This is a genomic window from Janthinobacterium saanense (genome assembly GCF_014200675.1).
GTDB lineage: Bacteria > Pseudomonadota > Gammaproteobacteria > Burkholderiales > Burkholderiaceae_D > Janthinobacterium.
Genome location: NZ_JACHCI010000026.1, coordinates 1 through 15,658 on the forward strand (window position 1 = coordinate 1; position 15,658 = coordinate 15,658).

Annotated in this window: 14 protein-coding genes, 1 tRNA gene and 1 pseudogene; 3 read left to right on the forward strand and 13 right to left on the reverse strand. The window is 59.8% G+C overall.

What is annotated here, in order from left to right; all coding sequences use genetic code 11:
• Positions 1–81: 81 nt before the first annotated feature.
• The 10 genes and pseudogenes from HDE72_RS24760 to ybiB all read right to left on the reverse strand — a co-directional run bounded on the left by HDE72_RS24760 (position 82) and on the right by ybiB (position 9,703).
• Positions 82–273 carry a P-loop NTPase fold protein gene (locus tag HDE72_RS24760; protein ID WP_183747434.1) on the reverse strand — a complete coding sequence of 64 codons (192 nt, stop codon included), beginning with the start codon at positions 271–273 and terminating at the stop codon, positions 82–84.
• Positions 274–292: 19 nt separating this feature from the next.
• Positions 293–919, reverse strand: a pseudogene (locus HDE72_RS24765) (site-specific integrase).
• A gap of 225 nt (positions 920–1,144) precedes the next feature.
• Positions 1,145–1,480, reverse strand: a complete 336-nt coding sequence (locus HDE72_RS24770; RefSeq protein WP_183747437.1) for an FKBP-type peptidyl-prolyl cis-trans isomerase — start codon at positions 1,478–1,480, stop codon at positions 1,145–1,147.
• A 102-nt stretch (positions 1,481–1,582) separates the two neighbouring features.
• Positions 1,583–1,661 (reverse strand) — tRNA-Ile (locus HDE72_RS24775).
• A 108-nt stretch (positions 1,662–1,769) separates the two neighbouring features.
• Positions 1,770–4,010, reverse strand: coding sequence for an RNA polymerase sigma factor RpoD (gene rpoD, locus HDE72_RS24780; protein WP_183747440.1), 2,241 nt, complete (start codon positions 4,008–4,010; stop codon positions 1,770–1,772).
• Positions 4,011–4,474: 464 nt separating this feature from the next.
• Complete coding sequence (dnaG, locus tag HDE72_RS24785; protein ID WP_183747443.1) at positions 4,475–6,271, reverse strand: DNA primase; 1,797 nt, start codon at positions 6,269–6,271, stop codon at positions 4,475–4,477.
• Between the two features lie 131 nt (positions 6,272–6,402).
• Positions 6,403–6,855, reverse strand: coding sequence for a GatB/YqeY domain-containing protein (locus HDE72_RS24790; RefSeq protein WP_183747446.1), 453 nt, complete (start codon positions 6,853–6,855; stop codon positions 6,403–6,405).
• A 194-nt stretch (positions 6,856–7,049) separates the two neighbouring features.
• Positions 7,050–7,262 carry a 30S ribosomal protein S21 gene (gene rpsU, locus HDE72_RS24795; protein ID WP_008451879.1) on the reverse strand — a complete coding sequence of 71 codons (213 nt, stop codon included), beginning with the start codon at positions 7,260–7,262 and terminating at the stop codon, positions 7,050–7,052.
• A 191-nt stretch (positions 7,263–7,453) separates the two neighbouring features.
• Complete coding sequence (locus HDE72_RS24800) at positions 7,454–8,668, reverse strand: BaiN/RdsA family NAD(P)/FAD-dependent oxidoreductase (protein WP_183747450.1); 1,215 nt, start codon at positions 8,666–8,668, stop codon at positions 7,454–7,456.
• Positions 8,669–8,722: 54 nt separating this feature from the next.
• Positions 8,723–9,703, reverse strand: a complete 981-nt coding sequence (ybiB, locus tag HDE72_RS24805; protein WP_183747454.1) for a DNA-binding protein YbiB — start codon at positions 9,701–9,703, stop codon at positions 8,723–8,725.
• A 160-nt stretch (positions 9,704–9,863) separates the two neighbouring features.
• Here ybiB and HDE72_RS24810 point away from each other — a divergent pair, with 160 nt between their 5' ends.
• Together HDE72_RS24810 and HDE72_RS24815 are read left to right on the forward strand one after the other, a co-directional pair.
• Positions 9,864–10,541, forward strand: a complete 678-nt coding sequence (locus HDE72_RS24810; protein ID WP_183747457.1) for a hypothetical protein — start codon at positions 9,864–9,866, stop codon at positions 10,539–10,541.
• Positions 10,542–10,692: 151 nt separating this feature from the next.
• The gene (locus tag HDE72_RS24815) at positions 10,693–11,754 is read left to right on the forward strand and encodes a 3-deoxy-7-phosphoheptulonate synthase (protein ID WP_183747459.1); all 1,062 of its coding nucleotides are present in this window, start codon (positions 10,693–10,695) and stop codon (positions 11,752–11,754) included.
• Positions 11,755–11,810: 56 nt separating this feature from the next.
• Here the strand turns inward: HDE72_RS24815 and HDE72_RS24820 are convergent, their stop codons facing one another.
• Positions 11,811–12,221 (reverse strand): Rieske (2Fe-2S) protein, encoded by a 411-nt coding sequence (locus tag HDE72_RS24820; protein WP_260176905.1) that lies wholly within the window; start codon positions 12,219–12,221, stop codon positions 11,811–11,813.
• Between the two features lie 210 nt (positions 12,222–12,431).
• On the opposite strand from HDE72_RS24820, the gene tsaD reads away from it, so the two are divergent.
• Positions 12,432–13,472 carry a tRNA (adenosine(37)-N6)-threonylcarbamoyltransferase complex transferase subunit TsaD gene (gene tsaD, locus HDE72_RS24825; RefSeq protein WP_183747463.1) on the forward strand — a complete coding sequence of 347 codons (1,041 nt, stop codon included), beginning with the start codon at positions 12,432–12,434 and terminating at the stop codon, positions 13,470–13,472.
• Here the strand turns inward: tsaD and eutC are convergent, their stop codons facing one another.
• Entirely contained in the window at positions 13,473–14,246 is a 774-nt protein-coding gene (eutC, locus tag HDE72_RS24830) for an ethanolamine ammonia-lyase subunit EutC (protein WP_183747467.1), read from the reverse strand.
• Complete coding sequence (locus tag HDE72_RS24835; RefSeq protein ID WP_183747470.1) at positions 14,243–15,643, reverse strand: ethanolamine ammonia-lyase subunit EutB; 1,401 nt, start codon at positions 15,641–15,643, stop codon at positions 14,243–14,245. Before HDE72_RS24835 ends, eutC begins: the two co-directional genes overlap by 4 nt.
• Positions 15,644–15,658: the final 15 nt, after the last annotated feature.

A 15,658-nucleotide genomic window follows, 5' to 3' on the forward strand; every position in this document is an offset into this window, starting at 1 on the left:
CGTCAAATCGACCGAAAATACGCTTGATCGACTTACTGTTCGACCATTTGGCGCGTCAATTTCGCTAGGAAAGCGAATTGATCAGCGCTTCCCTAAGTCGCCCCGCCAACTACGAAGCATAAAAGTCTTTCCAAGACCCCATTCAGCATTAATTGCAAGAACAAAACCTTCCTCTGTTCTTCTTGCGCGATATCTTTCCGTTAAATATGTTGTCAGGTAGTTTGCATTATTTTTACGATCAAGTACATCACCTTCCCAAACATTTGCACTCATCTATAAACCTCTAAAAATTCTATCTAACAATATTAGGAAGATTGTCCGCATATGCAGCAAGATGAGATGCAGAAAAATGCGCATATCGCCTTACCATATTTGCACTTTCCCAGCCGCCTAACTCCTGCAAAACATTCAGTGGGGTACCATTTTGCACATGCCAGCTTGCCCAAGTATGCCTTAGATCATGCCAACGAAAATCCTCGATTCAACAACGATTTAGCGCCTTATACCATGCGGCAGTAGTAACTTGAAGAACTGGCTCCCCTTTATAGCTAAAAACTCTAACGGGATGCCTTCCACGTTGCAAAGTGATCACTCGCACTGCGTCTGCATTAAGTGGAACAGCAATAGCTCTTCGCGATTTGGACTGATCGGGATGCACCCATGCTATACGCCGACTCAAATCGACCTGATTCCAACATAAACCTGTTACATTGCTTTTCCTTAGCCCTGTAGCCAACGAGAAGGCAGCCATCTCTGCAAGATGCGGTGGAAGCTGCAAAAGGAGAGATTCGGCCTGTGCACTAGTAAGGTATCGCACCCTGCGTACAGGTTCGCGTAATAGCCTTACTTTTGGCACGACTGGTAACCATTCCCAATCAACAGATGCCCGAATCAAAATTGAACGTAACAATGCAAGCATCCTATTAACCGTACCATTTGCTACGGCATCAAGGTCAGTTCTGCCATTCAGACACGGCCTCAACCTTAATCACCGTAATTTAGTCAATAACCGTAGCTCTACCTGCTATGAGGGTCACAATAGATGTGAAGTGCGATGCTCAACTTTAGATAGATAATGACAAACATTCCTGCCCGCTCAGTATGAAGTTTTTAATCAAGGTTCAGTAGTGCTCCTTCTCCCCTTCTAATCCCGCGTCAGCACTTCCAGCAACTCAATCTCAAACACCAGATCAGCATTCGGCGGTATCAAGCCCCCCTGGCGCTCGCCATACGCCAAGTGCGCCGGCACCCGCAGCTTGCGCTTGCCGCCGACCTGCATGCCTTTCAAGCCGATAATCCAGCCCTGGATGACCTTGTTATTGCTCAGCACGCACTGGAACGCAGCGCCGCGCTGGTGCGAGGAATCGAATTCGGTGCCGTCTTCCAGCCAGCCATGGTAATGGGCCGTGATCAGCGCGCCGCGCTCGGCGGCCTTGCCGGTGCCGACTATGATGTCTTCGATGTTCAGTTCTGCCGTCATGGTCTTGTCTTCCTGTAAAAGTGCGTCTGCGGCTATGTGATCGCGCCATGCAAAAAGCCCCGGCAGTTACCTGGCGGGGCTTTCATCTACTGCTCGAAATTCTGGTGGGCCTCCCGTGAGTCGAACACGGCACCAACGGATTATGAGTCCGCTGCTCTAACCAAGCATGAGCTAGAGGCCCAGGGTATTGCTGGCGTGAGGCGCTGCTGAACTTGCCTCTCGCTGCCGTTTTGGAAACGGACACGCGAGGATAGGGGTATCAGCGCCGCACGTCAAGTCCTATTGGCCTTTAGTTACCTTCCAAGAAGCTTTTCAGCTTGTCGGAACGCGATGGGTGGCGCAATTTACGCAGCGCTTTCGCTTCGATCTGGCGGATGCGCTCGCGCGTCACGTCGAATTGCTTGCCCACTTCTTCCAGGGTGTGGTCGGTGGACATTTCGATGCCGAAACGCATGCGCAGCACTTTGGCTTCGCGTGGTGTCAGGGAATCGAGCACGTCCTTGACCACGCCGCGCATGGAAGCATGCAGGGCGGCATCGGCGGGCGCCAGGGTGTTGTTGTCTTCGATGAAGTCGCCCAGATGGGAGTCGTCGTCGTCGCCGATCGGTGTTTCCATCGAGATCGGTTCCTTGGCGATTTTCATGATCTTGCGGATCTTGTCCTCGGGCATTTCCATCTTGATCGCCAGGGTGGCCGGATCGGGTTCTGCGCCGGTTTCCTGCAGGATCTGGCGCGAGATACGGTTCATCTTGTTGATCGTCTCGATCATGTGCACCGGGATGCGGATGGTGCGTGCCTGGTCGGCGATCGAACGCGTGATCGCCTGGCGTATCCACCAGGTGGCGTAGGTGGAAAACTTGTAGCCGCGGCGGTATTCGAACTTGTCGACGGCCTTCATCAGGCCGATATTGCCTTCCTGGATCAGGTCGAGGAATTGCAGGCCGCGGTTGGTGTATTTCTTGGCGATAGAGATGACCAGGCGCAAGTTGGCCTCGGTCATTTCACGTTTGGCCTTGCGCGCCTTCATTTCACCGGCCGCCATTTGACGGTTGATGTTGCGCAAGTCCGGCAGCGGCAAGACGACGCGCGCCTGCAGGTCGATCAATCGTTGCTGCAGTTCCTTGACGGTCGGAATGTTGCGGCCCAGGATGGCGCTGTAGGCGTGGCCGGCATTGACTTCGCCATCGACCCAGTCGAGGTTGGTTTCATTGCCGGGGAAGACCTTGATGAAGTGGGCGCGCGGCATGCCGCAGCGGTTCACGGCCACGTCGAGGATTTGTTTCTCGATATGGCGCACTTCATCGACCTGGCCGCGCAAGGTGTCGCATAGTTTCTCCACGACCTTGGCCGTGAAGCGGATGCCCAGCAATTCTTGCGAGATGGCTTCCTGCGCCTTGGCGTAGGGCTTGGAGTTGTAGCCTTCCTTTTCAAAGGCGCGGCGCATCTTGTCGAATTGCTGGGAAATCACGGCGAATTTTTCCAGCGCCGTGCGTTTCAGCGTTTCCAGCTGCTCGGCCGAGAAGCCGGCGGCACCTGAGGCGCTGGCCTCTTCCTCTTCTTCCTCTTCTTGCTCTTCCTCGTCGCTTTCTTCCTCGTCTTCTTCGACAGGGGCGGCGACGACAGGGGCGGCGACCGGTTCGTTGTCATCGACCAGGCCGTCGACGATTTCGTCGATCTTGATCTCTTCGTTGGAGATGCGGTCGGCGGCGGCGATGATTTCGGCGATCGTCACGGGGCAGGCGGAAATGGCCTGTATCATGTCTTTCAAGCCATCTTCGATGCGCTTGGCAATCTCGATCTCGCCTTCGCGGGTCAGCAGCTCAACCGAGCCCATCTCGCGCATATACATGCGCACGGGGTCGGTGGTGCGGCCGAAATCGGAATCGACGGTGGACAGCGCAGCCTCGGCCGCCGCTTCCGCCTCGTCGTCGCTGGTGACGACGGCAACGTTATCGGACAGCAACAAGGTTTCGGCGTCCGGCGCGTGCTCGTAGACGGCGATGCCCATGTCGTTGAAGGTGCCGATGATGCCTTCGATGGCTTCCGGATCGACGATGTTTTCGGGCAGGTGATCGTTGATTTCGGCGTAGGTCAGGAAACCGCGTTCCTTGCCGAACTTGATCAGGGTCTTGAGTTTCTGGCGCCGGCGTTCGAGTTCTTCTTCGCTCGCTTCCGTATCGGACGAAAATGCGTCTTTCAGCAGCGCGCGCTCTTTCGCCTTGCGGTCCTTGGCCTTGGCCTTGTCGACGGCCTTCAGCTCGGCCCGCTCGACGGCGTTCAGCGCGGCAACTTCGTCATTTTCTGGCTGGAATTCTTTGGGCTTGCGGCCGCGGCGGCCAGGCACTTTTACCGACGGCAAGACATAGCCAGAGGTATCGATGGCAGCCAGGGTGGCGGCATCGGTGGTCTGGCTGACCGCTGGCGGCGCGCTGGTAACGCGTGCTTCTGGCCGGTCGAGCGCCTTTTCGGCTTTCGTGGTAACTTTAGTGGGCTTTACAGCCGCTTTGGATTCGGGTTTCTTGATTGGCACAGGCGCTTTCGATTACACAACGACTTGCTTTACGGTGGATTAGGATAAAGTTTGCTGCCGGTTCCCTGTCTACCTGCGGGAACCACCATCTTTCGAACCTGTCGACGACCCAGGTCCGACACTGTTACGTTACTTACACCTCATCGGCCACGATCTGCGGGAACCCGCAACCATTCCTTCCCACCGGCTGTCACCAGCCGAAGCGGCAGAAATTGCTGCATCCGACCATGTAGGGAGCGAGAGCCTGGCGCGGTTTGCCTGCGGTGCGTACCCTGCCGCAACACCGAAAAACGCCAGTTGGCCCCGGCTGCCGACACAATCTACCGCGCCGATCAAGAGCCTAACTTACTGAAAACAAATACTATTTACGAAACAGAACTAGCTTGCCAAAGCACACAATACTTAGCATTTAATTATAGCACGCGAAAAATCTTTTTCCAGTTCGCGCCACCCCAGCAGCAAGATTACCGATTTACCAACTCGGCATCGCGCTGACGTTGCAGCTCTCCCTGCTCCTGGGTGATTTCGCGGTAGCGTACACCAATTTTATCGGATGGCAAACCCGACGCAAACAATTGTGCCAGCTCCGCCTTCAAAGCATTCAATTTGATCTCGCGTATCGTGCTCACCAGCCACGATAATTCACTGTCGTAATCGGACTCGGTACCGGCCGCAATCTCGCCGATGATCTCATCATACTCGCTGCCAAATTCCTTCAATTGCTGAGCCAGTGCGGCAAAGCTGCCATGTTCGCCCAAGGCCTGACCAGCCGCCACCAGCTGGCCCAGACTCTGCGCCGCATCGGGGCCCAGGTGCTGGAATGCCGCCAGTGCTGCCGCGTCCACATGCAAGGTCAGGGGCGGATGCGCCACCAGCATGCGCGTGATTTTTAATTCCAGCCCCACCGGCACCGGACGGCCCGACTTGGGCGGTGCGCGGTGCGCGACGGAAACGGGCTTGGCCAGTTCAAACAAGCCTTCAATCTCGGCCGGCGTCGATTGCGTCAGCTGCGCCAGTCCACGCACGATCTGCAGGCGCAGGGACGACGGCGCCATCAGCTGCAGCAGCGGCTTGGCGTCGAACTGCACGCGGGCACGTCCTTCCGGCTCCGATAGATCATGCTCGCCAGACACTTCCTTGAGCAGGAATTGCGACAGCGGCATCGCTTCGTGCACTTGCTGCTCGAAACCTGCCGTGCCGAATTCACGGATATAACTGTCCGGATCATGTTCGGACGGCAAAAACAGGAATTTGATGGTTTTATTGTCCGACACATGGGCCAGGCTCGCTTCGAGCGCGCGGCGCGCGGCGCGGCGGCCAGCCTTGTCGCCATCGAAGCTGAAGATCACGTTATCGGTCTGGCGCAGCAGTTTTTGCACGTGGGTCGGCGTGCACGCCGTGCCCAGGGTGGCCACTGCCTGCGGGAAACCCATCTGCGCCAGGGCGACCACATCCATATAACCTTCCGTCACCAGCACGTAGCCGGCGTCGCGGATGGCCTGGCGCGCCTCGAACAAGCCATACAGCTCGAAACCCTTGGAAAACAGCGGTGTTTCAGGCGAGTTCAGGTATTTCGGTTCGCCATGGTCGAGCACGCGGCCGCCAAAGGCGATCACTTGCCCCTTGGTATTGCGGATCGGGAACATGATGCGTTCGCGGAAACGGTCATAGCGCTTGCGGTTATTGCCGTCTTCATCGACCTTGTCGATCACCAGACCGGCTTCAACCAGGGCCAACACTTCGTAGTCGGGGAACACGGAACGCAGATTATCCCAGCCGCCAGGCGCGTAACCCATGCCGAAGCGGGCGGCGATTTCGCCCGTCAAGCCACGGTTTTTCAGGTAGGCGATGGCGTCGGGCGCGTGGCGCAGCTGGCCGCGATAATAATCGCAAGCTTGCGTCATGGCATCGGACAAGGCCAGGCTTTGCGCCTGGATTTGCGCACGCTGGGCCGGCGGGATCTTGTCATCGGCTTCCGGCACCACCATGCCCACGCCTTGCGCCAGGTCCTTGACGGCATCGACAAAGCCCATGCCCGAATACTCGATCAGGAAACCGATGGACGTGCCATGCGCGCCGCAACCGAAGCAATGGTAAAACTGCTTGGTAGGGCTGACGGTAAAGCTGGGCGATTTTTCACTGTGGAACGGGCACAAGCCCATGAAATTCGCGCCACCTTTTTTCAGCTGCACATAGCGCCCCACGATGTCGACGATATCAACACGGTTGAGCAAATCGGAAATGAAAGATTGAGGTATCACTGGGCTGGGGCGGTGTTGTTATAGGTCAGACTATACTACCGCACGTGGCCTGAGGTTGAGCCAGGTCAACGTGTGGGCTGTTGAATGGCTGCCAGCATGGAAGCTGGCAACCGTCACTACTATTTTGGGGCTTAGGCGGCTGGCGTCAAGGCTTTCTTGATCAGACCGGAAACGACCGACATATCGGCGCGGCCAGCCAGCTTCGGCTTGATAATGGCCATGACCTTGCCCATGTCTTGCGGACCAGCGGCGCCCGAGGCGGCCACGGCGGCAGCGACTTCAGCAGCCACTTCTTCGTCGGACAGGGCGGCAGGCATGTAGCCAGCCAGATGCACCAGTTCGGCTTTTTCGATGTCAGCCAGGTCGGCACGGCCACCGGCTTCGAACTGGGTGATCGAATCCTTGCGCTGCTTGATCATCTTTTCCACGATGGTCAGGATTTGGGTATCGTTCAGCTCGATGCGCTCATCGACTTCCTTGCGCTTGATTTCAGCCAGCAAGAGGCGAATCGTGCCCAGCTTGCCCGCTTCCTTGGCACGCATGGCGTTCTTCATGTCTTCGGTAATTTGTGCTTTCAAGCTCATGGCATTCCTCGTTGGTTATCAGTGAATTGAGTGAATTGGATAATACTGCACAAGCAGCCCAGAAAAACGAAAACCCGCTGCGGCGAACCGGAGCGGGTATGCGACTCATCTGAAGCAGAAGCTCAGGCGAATCAAAACAGAACCCGTGGCGAACAATGCGCCGTGCTACCCGGGTTGGTTCTGATTGAACAGTCTTAGAATAATTTTTTAGGCAGTTGTTGGCTGCGGATGCGTTTGTAGTGACGCTTCACTGCAGCTGCCAGCTTGCGCTTACGCTCAGCCGTTGGTTTTTCGTAGAATTCGCGAGCGCGCAATTCGGTCAGCAGACCAGTTTTTTCGATGGTGCGTTTGAAGCGACGCATTGCGACTTCGAACGGCTCGTTTTCTTTAAGGCGAATAGTGGTCATGTAAAATTCAAACCGTTGAGGTGGTGTATAGGAAGAGATAGATAGTAGCAGCTTTTATTCGAAAAAGGAAGCCCCTGCCCATTTGCGTGCGGCATGCAGCCTGAGAAGCTTGCCAAAATGTGGTGTAAACCACGCATCATCCTGGCAAGAACTGGCGCGCTGCGGCGCCAGCCCCATTCTACACAGGAGATTTACTGCAGCGCAACTCCTGCCGCCATGCCCGAGGCCCAGGCCCACTGGAAGTTGTAGCCACCCAGCCAACCCGTCACGTCGACCGATTCGCCGATAAAGTACAAACCCGGCACTTTATTGGTCATCATGGTCTGCTGCGACAACTCGCGCGTATCGATGCCGCCCCGTGTCACTTCCGCCTTGCGGTAGCCTTCCGAGCCGTTCGGCACGATGGACCAGGCGTTGATCGCCTGCCCCAGCTTGCGCAGTTGCGCATCGGGCAAGTCGGCAATGCGCGCATCGGCGGCCAGGCCATGCACGGCCAGCAGGCAGTCGGCCAGGCGCTGCGGCAGCCATTGCGCCACCAGATTGCCCAATTGCTTTTTCAAGGTGCCCTTGCCTTCGATCAGGGTTTGCGCCACATCGATCTCTGGTAACAGATTGATGACGATCGGCGTGCCGGGTTGCCAGAAGCTGGAAATTTGCAGAATCGCCGGGCCCGACAAGCCACGATGGGTAAACAACAAGTCTTCGCGGAAACGCCCGCCCGTCGCCTTGCGGCCTTTCAGGCTGCCTGTCTCCACGTCCACTTCCAGCGCGATACCCGACAATTCCGCGAACGGCGCCCAGCTGGCAGGGTCAAACGTCAGCGGCACCAGGGCCGGGCGTGGCTCGACCATTTGCAAATCAAACTGCCTGGCGATGCGGTAGGCAAAGTCGGTGGCGCCGATCTTCGGGATCGACAGGCCGCCCGTGGCGATGACCACACTGCCCGCTTCGATCTCGCCGCTGTCGGTGTGCAGCAAAAAGCTGCCATCATCTTGTTTCGAAACATTATCGACCTTGCACGGCATGCGCCAGTGCACGCCGCCAGCGGCGCACTCATCCTTGAGCATGTCGATGATCTGCTCGGCCGATTCGTTGCAGAATTGCTGGCCCTTGTGCTTTTCGTGATAGCCGATGCGGTACTTTTTCACCAGCGCCAAAAAGTCTTGCGGCGTGTAGCGCGACAAGGCGCTCTTGCAGAAATGCGGGTTTTCCGACAAAAAGTTTTGCGGCCCCGCCTGGATATTGGTGAAGTTACAACGACCGCCACCCGAGATGCGGATTTTTTCGGCCAGTTTGGCCGCATGATCGATCAATACCACGCGCTTGCCCTGCTGGGCGGCCACGGCCGCACACATCATGCCGGCCGCGCCCGCGCCGATCACTGCCACATCAAATTGTTTTGCCATAAGAATTCCGGTCACGCCTGATTACAAAGACGCCATTGTAAACGGACCTGCCCTTTATCCACTGACCTTCGCTGCCTGCAGGCATTGCTCCACCTGTTCCGCAATCGATGCCGGCACGGCGATCTCGCCGCGCAGCACGGCCGCGATCCAGTGAGCGGTAGTGGCCGCGTCACGCTCGGCTGGCAAGTGCGGCAATTGCTCCACCTGCAATTGTTTCTCGACCAACACGGTGCGCTGATGGACATGAAACCAGTCGATCTGCTGCGCCTTGTTGGCGTTGGCCACCGTCTCGCCTTCCGTGCCGCGCATCAGGAAAGCGCCACCGCGCTCGGCGGGCGCTGCCGTGGTGAAATACTCGCCCAGCATTTCCAGGTATTCCGGGTGCGTGTAGGACACCAGGCGCAGGGCCGGGCCGGCAAACGGCTGCATGATCTTGACTAAAGTATGGGTGGAATTGCGCACGCCCAAGACCCTGCGCAGCGACAGCAGATGCGCCATTTCCGGCGCCAGCGCTTCAATGGGCAGGAAGGCAACGTCACCACGGAGCATGGCCGCTTCCGCTACGCTGTGGCTGGCACAAGCCGGAACACCGAGCTCGGCCAGCACTTCGGCGGTCGTGACGCGACCCGGATCGCTGCTGACGCCATGCACCAGCACGGGCGCACCGGCGCGTGCCAGCAGCAGCGCCAGCAAAGCCGTCAAATTGGCCATCTTGCGCGCGCCGTTGTAGCTGGGAATCACAATCGGCAGATAGGCGCCGGCCGGCGCGGCCAAGGGAGCAAACGATGCTTCGGCCGCATCGAGGAAGCCGGCGATTTCATCGACGGACTCGCCCTTGATGCGCATGGACAACAAAATGCCGCCCAGTTCCAGGTCCGATACGCGCCCTTCCAGCATGGCGCGGTACAGGGCGCAGGCATCATCGCGCGTCATGCTGCGGGCGCCGTTCTTGCCGCGGCCTATCTCCTTGATGAAGCGGGCGGCAGGAAAAGGCTCTCCAGCCAGGTCGTGATGGGGTATGGATACAGTAGTCATGGCGCCAGCTTACACGGATTTTTCACTCGGGCGCCAGGCCCGCCGCCATGAACGGCAAAGATGCAACAGCACCGCAGAAAAATATTTCCTTACAGAATTGAATCCAGCTTGAATCCAGCGCAAGCACCCCTGCGTATAAAGCTGCAAGGGAGGAATCATCATGGAACACATCGCCAAACAGGAAACCGCCTTCGTCGGCATCGAAACAGGCAAACTGCTGCTCAAGACCGTGCTGCTGTCCGGCGGCCAGGTGCTGTGCAAGGTGGTCGAGAACGACCAGGCCGGCTACCGCTGGCTGCGCAGCTGGCTGCAGCGCAACGATGTGCCTGTGATGGGCTTGCGCGTCTGCATGCGCCTCGATGCACCGTTCAGCGAAGCGCCCGCACTAGGCCTGGCCGCCATGGGCATACTGGTGTGCGACGCCCAGGGTGCGCCGCTGCTGCAATTCGTGCACAAGTGCGGCCTGGACGAGGAAGCGGGGCACAGGGCGGTCGTACTGGCCCATTATTGCGCAGCAGCCCGCCCCGATCCCTGGACGCCGCCCTCGCCCGCCTATCTGGAACTGCGGCTGTGGCTGCGCCGCCTGCAAGCGATACAGCAGGTGCGCAAGCAGGAAGTGACCCTTCTGGACGAGCATTTGCGCAATGGCCAGCAGGCGCTGCACCAGCTGCTGCGCCAGCAAATACGCTGCCTCGATGCGCAGATAGTTGCACATGAAGCATTGATCATGGAACACGTGCGGCGCCACCCGGGCATGCCCAAGCCGCCGGAACTGGCGGGTAGCCGCCGCAATATCGCCCGCTACGCCTTCGGCCATGGCGTGAGCAGCGGCCGCTGAAAACCGCCCTCCATGGCAGGCCCGGCTTACGGCAGAGCCTGCCATAAAAACAACTGATCCCTCCCGTTTTGCTCCCTGCTGCTCCGCCAGGCCGCATTTCCGCTACACTATTGCCTCTTAAGAACGCAATATCGAAAGCCGAGCCAGAATCATGAATACGCCAGACATCGAAAATATCAACGTCACCTCCTTCGCGCCGATGCCTACGCCGGCCGACCTGCACGCCAAACTGCCGCTGTCGGCCAGCGCGTTCGACACCGTCAACCGCGGCCGCGAAACGCTGCGCAACATCATCGACCGCAAAGACCAGCGTTTGTTCGTGGTCGTGGGCCCTTGCTCCATCCACGACCCGGTCGCCGGCCTCGATTACGCGCGCCGCCTGAAAGCGCTGCAAGAGGAAGTCAAGGACACCATGCTGCTGGTAATGCGCGTGTATTTCGAAAAACCGCGTACCACCACGGGCTGGAAAGGCTATATCAACGATCCGTACATGGATGACTCGTTCAAGGTCAACGAAGGCATGGAAAAGGCCCGCCAATTCCTGCTGGACGTGTGCGAGCTGGGTTTGCCGACCGCCACCGAAGCGCTGGACCCGATCTCGCCGCAATACCTGGGCGACCTGATCGCCTGGACCGCCATCGGCGCGCGCACCACCGAATCGCAAACCCATCGCGAAATGTCGTCGGGCCTGTCGACCCCGGTCGGCTTCAAGAACGGCACCGATGGCGACATCAGCATCGCCGTCAACGCGATTTTGTCGTCGGCGCACCCGCACTCCTTTTTGGGCATTAACAGCGAAGGCAATGTGGCCATCGTGCGCACGCGCGGCAACGCCTATGGCCACGTGGTGCTGCGCGGCGGGGATGGCCGTCCGAACTACGATTCGGTCTCGGTGGCGATCGCCGAACAGGCGCTGGCCAAGGCCAAGCTGCCAGCCAACCTGGTGGTGGACTGCTCGCACGCCAACAGCTACAAGAAACCGGAACTGCAACCGCTGGTGATGGCCGACGTGATCAACCAGATCCGCCAGGGCAACCGCTCGCTGGTCGGCGTGATGATCGAATCGAACATCGTTGGCGGCAACCAGAAAATCCCGCAAGACCTGTCGCAACTGACCTACGGCTGCTCCGTCACCGACGGCTGCATCGACTGGGACACAACAGAAACCATGCTGCGCGACGCGCATAATCACTTGCTGAACCGCCCGGCTTAAGGCCTGCGGCTCTACCAGGAACGGCGCCTTGTGCGCCGTTTTTTTGCTTGCTGGCTTTACCCCACCATCTGCACATGCGGCAGCACCGCGTAAGAGCCGGCCAACGCCTGCTCGGCCTTGCTGGCCGGGGTATTCAATTCATTTAAATCCAGGTAGACGCGGCCGTCGAGGATGCGCACCGCGTACAGGCGCGCCATGCCGGTCATCGGCGATACCAGGCAGCCCGCCTCGAGATCGATATTCCAGCTATCGTGCGGCCCCACCAGGCTGTGACCGCGCAATTCTCCGTGCGCCAGCGGCCCGCCCAGGCAGGGCAGCAGGTCCAGCAGCGCATACACCGTATCGTCAGCCGCATGGAACAGGGCCACGCCCGGCAAATCCTGCCAGGCCAGGCCCCGCTGCACCATGCGCGCGCCGGCCTGCGGCAGTTCTTTCAGGCGGCAGATCATTTTCCATTGTTCGGACATCGCTAGCTCCCCAAGAAAGGTATGCTGCTTACCAAGCAAAAGCAGTGCCAGTGAAAAAATGCCATCCACCAGAGTGGCCAAGCCCTGTGAAACCGGCTGCGGCCGCACTGCGCAAGTGCACACTGCCGCCGAAATGGTGCGCCGGCCGCACGGTGGGCCGGCCGGCTTTCCTTTACAATGGCGGATTACTCCCCCCTTACTAGCACCTTCATGATTGTTCTTGGCGTCGAATCCTCCTGTGACGAAACCGGCCTGGCCCTGTACGACACGCAACGCGGCCTGCTGTCGCACGCCCTTTATTCGCAAGTGGCCATGCATGAACAGTATGGCGGCGTGGTGCCGGAGCTGGCCTCGCGCGACCATATCCGCCGCGCCATTCCCTTGCTGGAAGAAGCACTGGGCAAGGCCGATATCACCCTGGCCGACATCGACGCCATCGCCTACACGCAAGGCCCCGGCCTGGCTGGCGCGCTGCTGGTCGGCTCGTCCGTCGCCTGCAGCCTGGGCCTGGCGATCAACAAGCCGGTGCTGGGCATCCATCACCTGGAAGGCCATCTGCTGTCACCACTGCTGGCGTCCGAACCACCCGAATTCCCGTTTATCGCGCTGCTGGTTTCGGGCGGCCACACGCAGCTGATGCGCGTCGATGGCGTGGGCCAGTACACCCTGCTGGGCGAAACCCTGGACGACGCGGCCGGCGAAGCGTTCGACAAATCGGCCAAGCTGCTGGGCCTGGGCTACCCTGGTGGCCCGGCCATTTCGCGCCTGGCCGAGTTTGGCGACCCGCTGGCCTACAAACTGCCGCGCCCGATGATGCATTCCAAGGATTTCAACTTCAGCTTTTCCGGCTTGAAGACGGCCGTGCTGACGGTAGTGAAAAACCATGAAGAAAAAGTCATCGCCAATATCTGCGAACAGGACAAGGCCAACATCGCGCGCGGTTTCGTCGACGCCATCGTCGAAGTGCTGACGGCCAAATGCATGTCGGCCCTGAAGCACACGGGCTTGAAACGGCTGGTGATCGCCGGCGGCGTGGGCGCCAACGCCCAGCTGCGCGCTTCGCTCAATGCGGCAGCGGCAAAAAAACGCTTCAAGGTGTATTACCCTGAGCTGGAATTTTGTACCGACAATGGCGCCATGATCGCGTTTGCCGGCGCCATGCGTTTACAGATCAACCCGGACGCGGCGAAATATGATTACTCGTTCAATGTGCGGCCACGCTGGCCGCTCGATGAAATCCGCGAAATCTGATCACGCCAGCAGAAAATTGCGCGTGCCCGCCAGGGCCGCGCCCTCGTCCACCGTTTCATCCTTCAGCGCCACGCCGGACAATTGCCGGCTGAACGCCTGCGACAGCAGATAGTGCAGGCGATAGGCGGCTTGTGCATACGGCAGCCCTGCGGGACGCACATTGGAAATGCAGTTGCGGCTATCGTCGCGCAAACCCGCTGCGGGCGCCCACGTCAGGTACAAGCCCAGGCTGTCGGGCACACTCAGGCCGGGCCGCTCGCCTATCATCACCAGCACGGCGCGCGCCTTCAGCAATTCACCCACTTCATCGCCGACCGCCACCCGCCCCTGCTGCACGATCATCAATGGTGAAACTGTCCATGTTTCCAGCGCCAGCCTGGCGCGCAGGGCGGCCAGGAAAGGGGCAACATGCCGCTGCACGGCCAGCGCCGACAGGCCATCGGCCGCCACCAGCGCCAGGTCCACGCCGGCCGGCATGCTGGCTAACTGCGTGCGCGAAGCCTGATCGAGCTGGCGCCCCAGATCGGGCCGCTGCAGATATTCACTGCGGTTGGCCGCCGCGCTGTGCAGCAGCAGGCCGGCATGGCCATCGACGCAGCAAGCCTGCGCCAGCGCCACGCCGTCGAGTGCCAGCTGCACCGCGTCGCGCGCCTGGGCGTGGGCCAGTTGAAACGCCAGGTGCGCGGCAGTGGGCGTGCTTACCCCGCGGCGCCCTTGTCCGATGCGCGCCGGCGTGTGGCGGCGCAAGGTGTGCCAGGGATCTTCCCTGTTCATGGCGCTCCCTTGCCATCGAGGCGCAGCAAGGCCGCCTGGAAGGCAGGCGCCAGTACACCATTCAGGCGGCCCTGCGCATCCGTGATCGCCATGGCCTGCAGCCAGGCTTCGAATTCGGGCGCGGCGCGCAAGCCCAGTACGCGGCGCGCATACAGCGCATCGTGGAAGGACGTGCTCTGGTAGCCCAGCATGATGTCGTCGGCGCCAGGCACGCCCATGATGAAATTGCAGCCAGCCACGCCCAGCATGGTGAGCAAGGCGTCCATATCATCCTGGTCCGCTTGCGCGTGGTTGGTGTAGCAAACGTCGCAACCCATGGGCAGGCCCAGCAGCTTGGCGCAGAAATGGTCTTCCAGCCCGGCGCGCATGATCTGCTTGCCGTCGTACAGGTATTCAGGGCCGATGAAGCCCACCACCGAGTTGACCAGCAGCGGCTGGAAGGCGCGCGCCACCGCGTATGCGCGCGCCTCGCAGGTCTGCTGGTCCATGCCCGCATGCGCGCCCGCCGACAGCGCACTGCCCTGGCCCGTTTCGAAATACATGACGTTGCTGCCTACGGTGCCGCGCCCCAGCGACAGGGCCGCTGCACGCGCCTCGGCCAACAGCGCCAGGTCGATGCCGAAGCTGCGGTTGGCCGCCTCGGTGCCGGCCACCGACTGGAATACCAGGTCGACGGGCGCGCCGCGCCGTATCGCTTCGAGGGTATTGCTGACATGCGTGAGCACGCAGGACTGCGTGGGTATCTGGTACTGGCTGATGACGGCGTCGAGCAAGTGCAGCAGCGAGACCACTTGCGCCACATTGTCGGTGGCGGGATTGATGCCGATCACGGCGTCGCCGCTACCATACATCAAGCCATCGAGCACGGAGGCCGCGATGCCGGTGGCGTCATCGGTAGGGTGATTTGGCTGCAGCCGCGTGGCCAGGCGGTTTTCCAGGCCCAGGGTATTGCGGAAAGCCGTGACGACGCGGCACTTTTTTGCCACCAGCACCAGGTCTTGCAGGCGCATCAGCTTGGACACGGCCGCCGCCATTTCGGGCGTGATGCCGGCAGCCACAGCCGCCAGCGTGAGCGTGTCGGCCGCATCGCCGAGCAGCCAATCGCGCAATTCGCCCACGCACAGATGGGCAATCGGCGCAAAAGCGGTCCGGTCATGCGTGTCGATGATCAAACGCGTGACTTCATCGCTTTCATAGGGCACCAGCACTTCATTGAGAAACAGCGACAGCGGCACTTCGGCCAGCGCCATTTGCGCGGCCCCCCTTTCCTGCGCGCTGGCTGCCGCCACGCCAGCTAGCACATCGCCGGAGCGCAGCGGCGTCGCCCTGGCCAGCAAATCTCTCAAGCTGCCGAACTGGTAAGTGTGGCTGGCGATGGTATGGCTGAATCGGGGCATGGGCGTCTCCAGTGG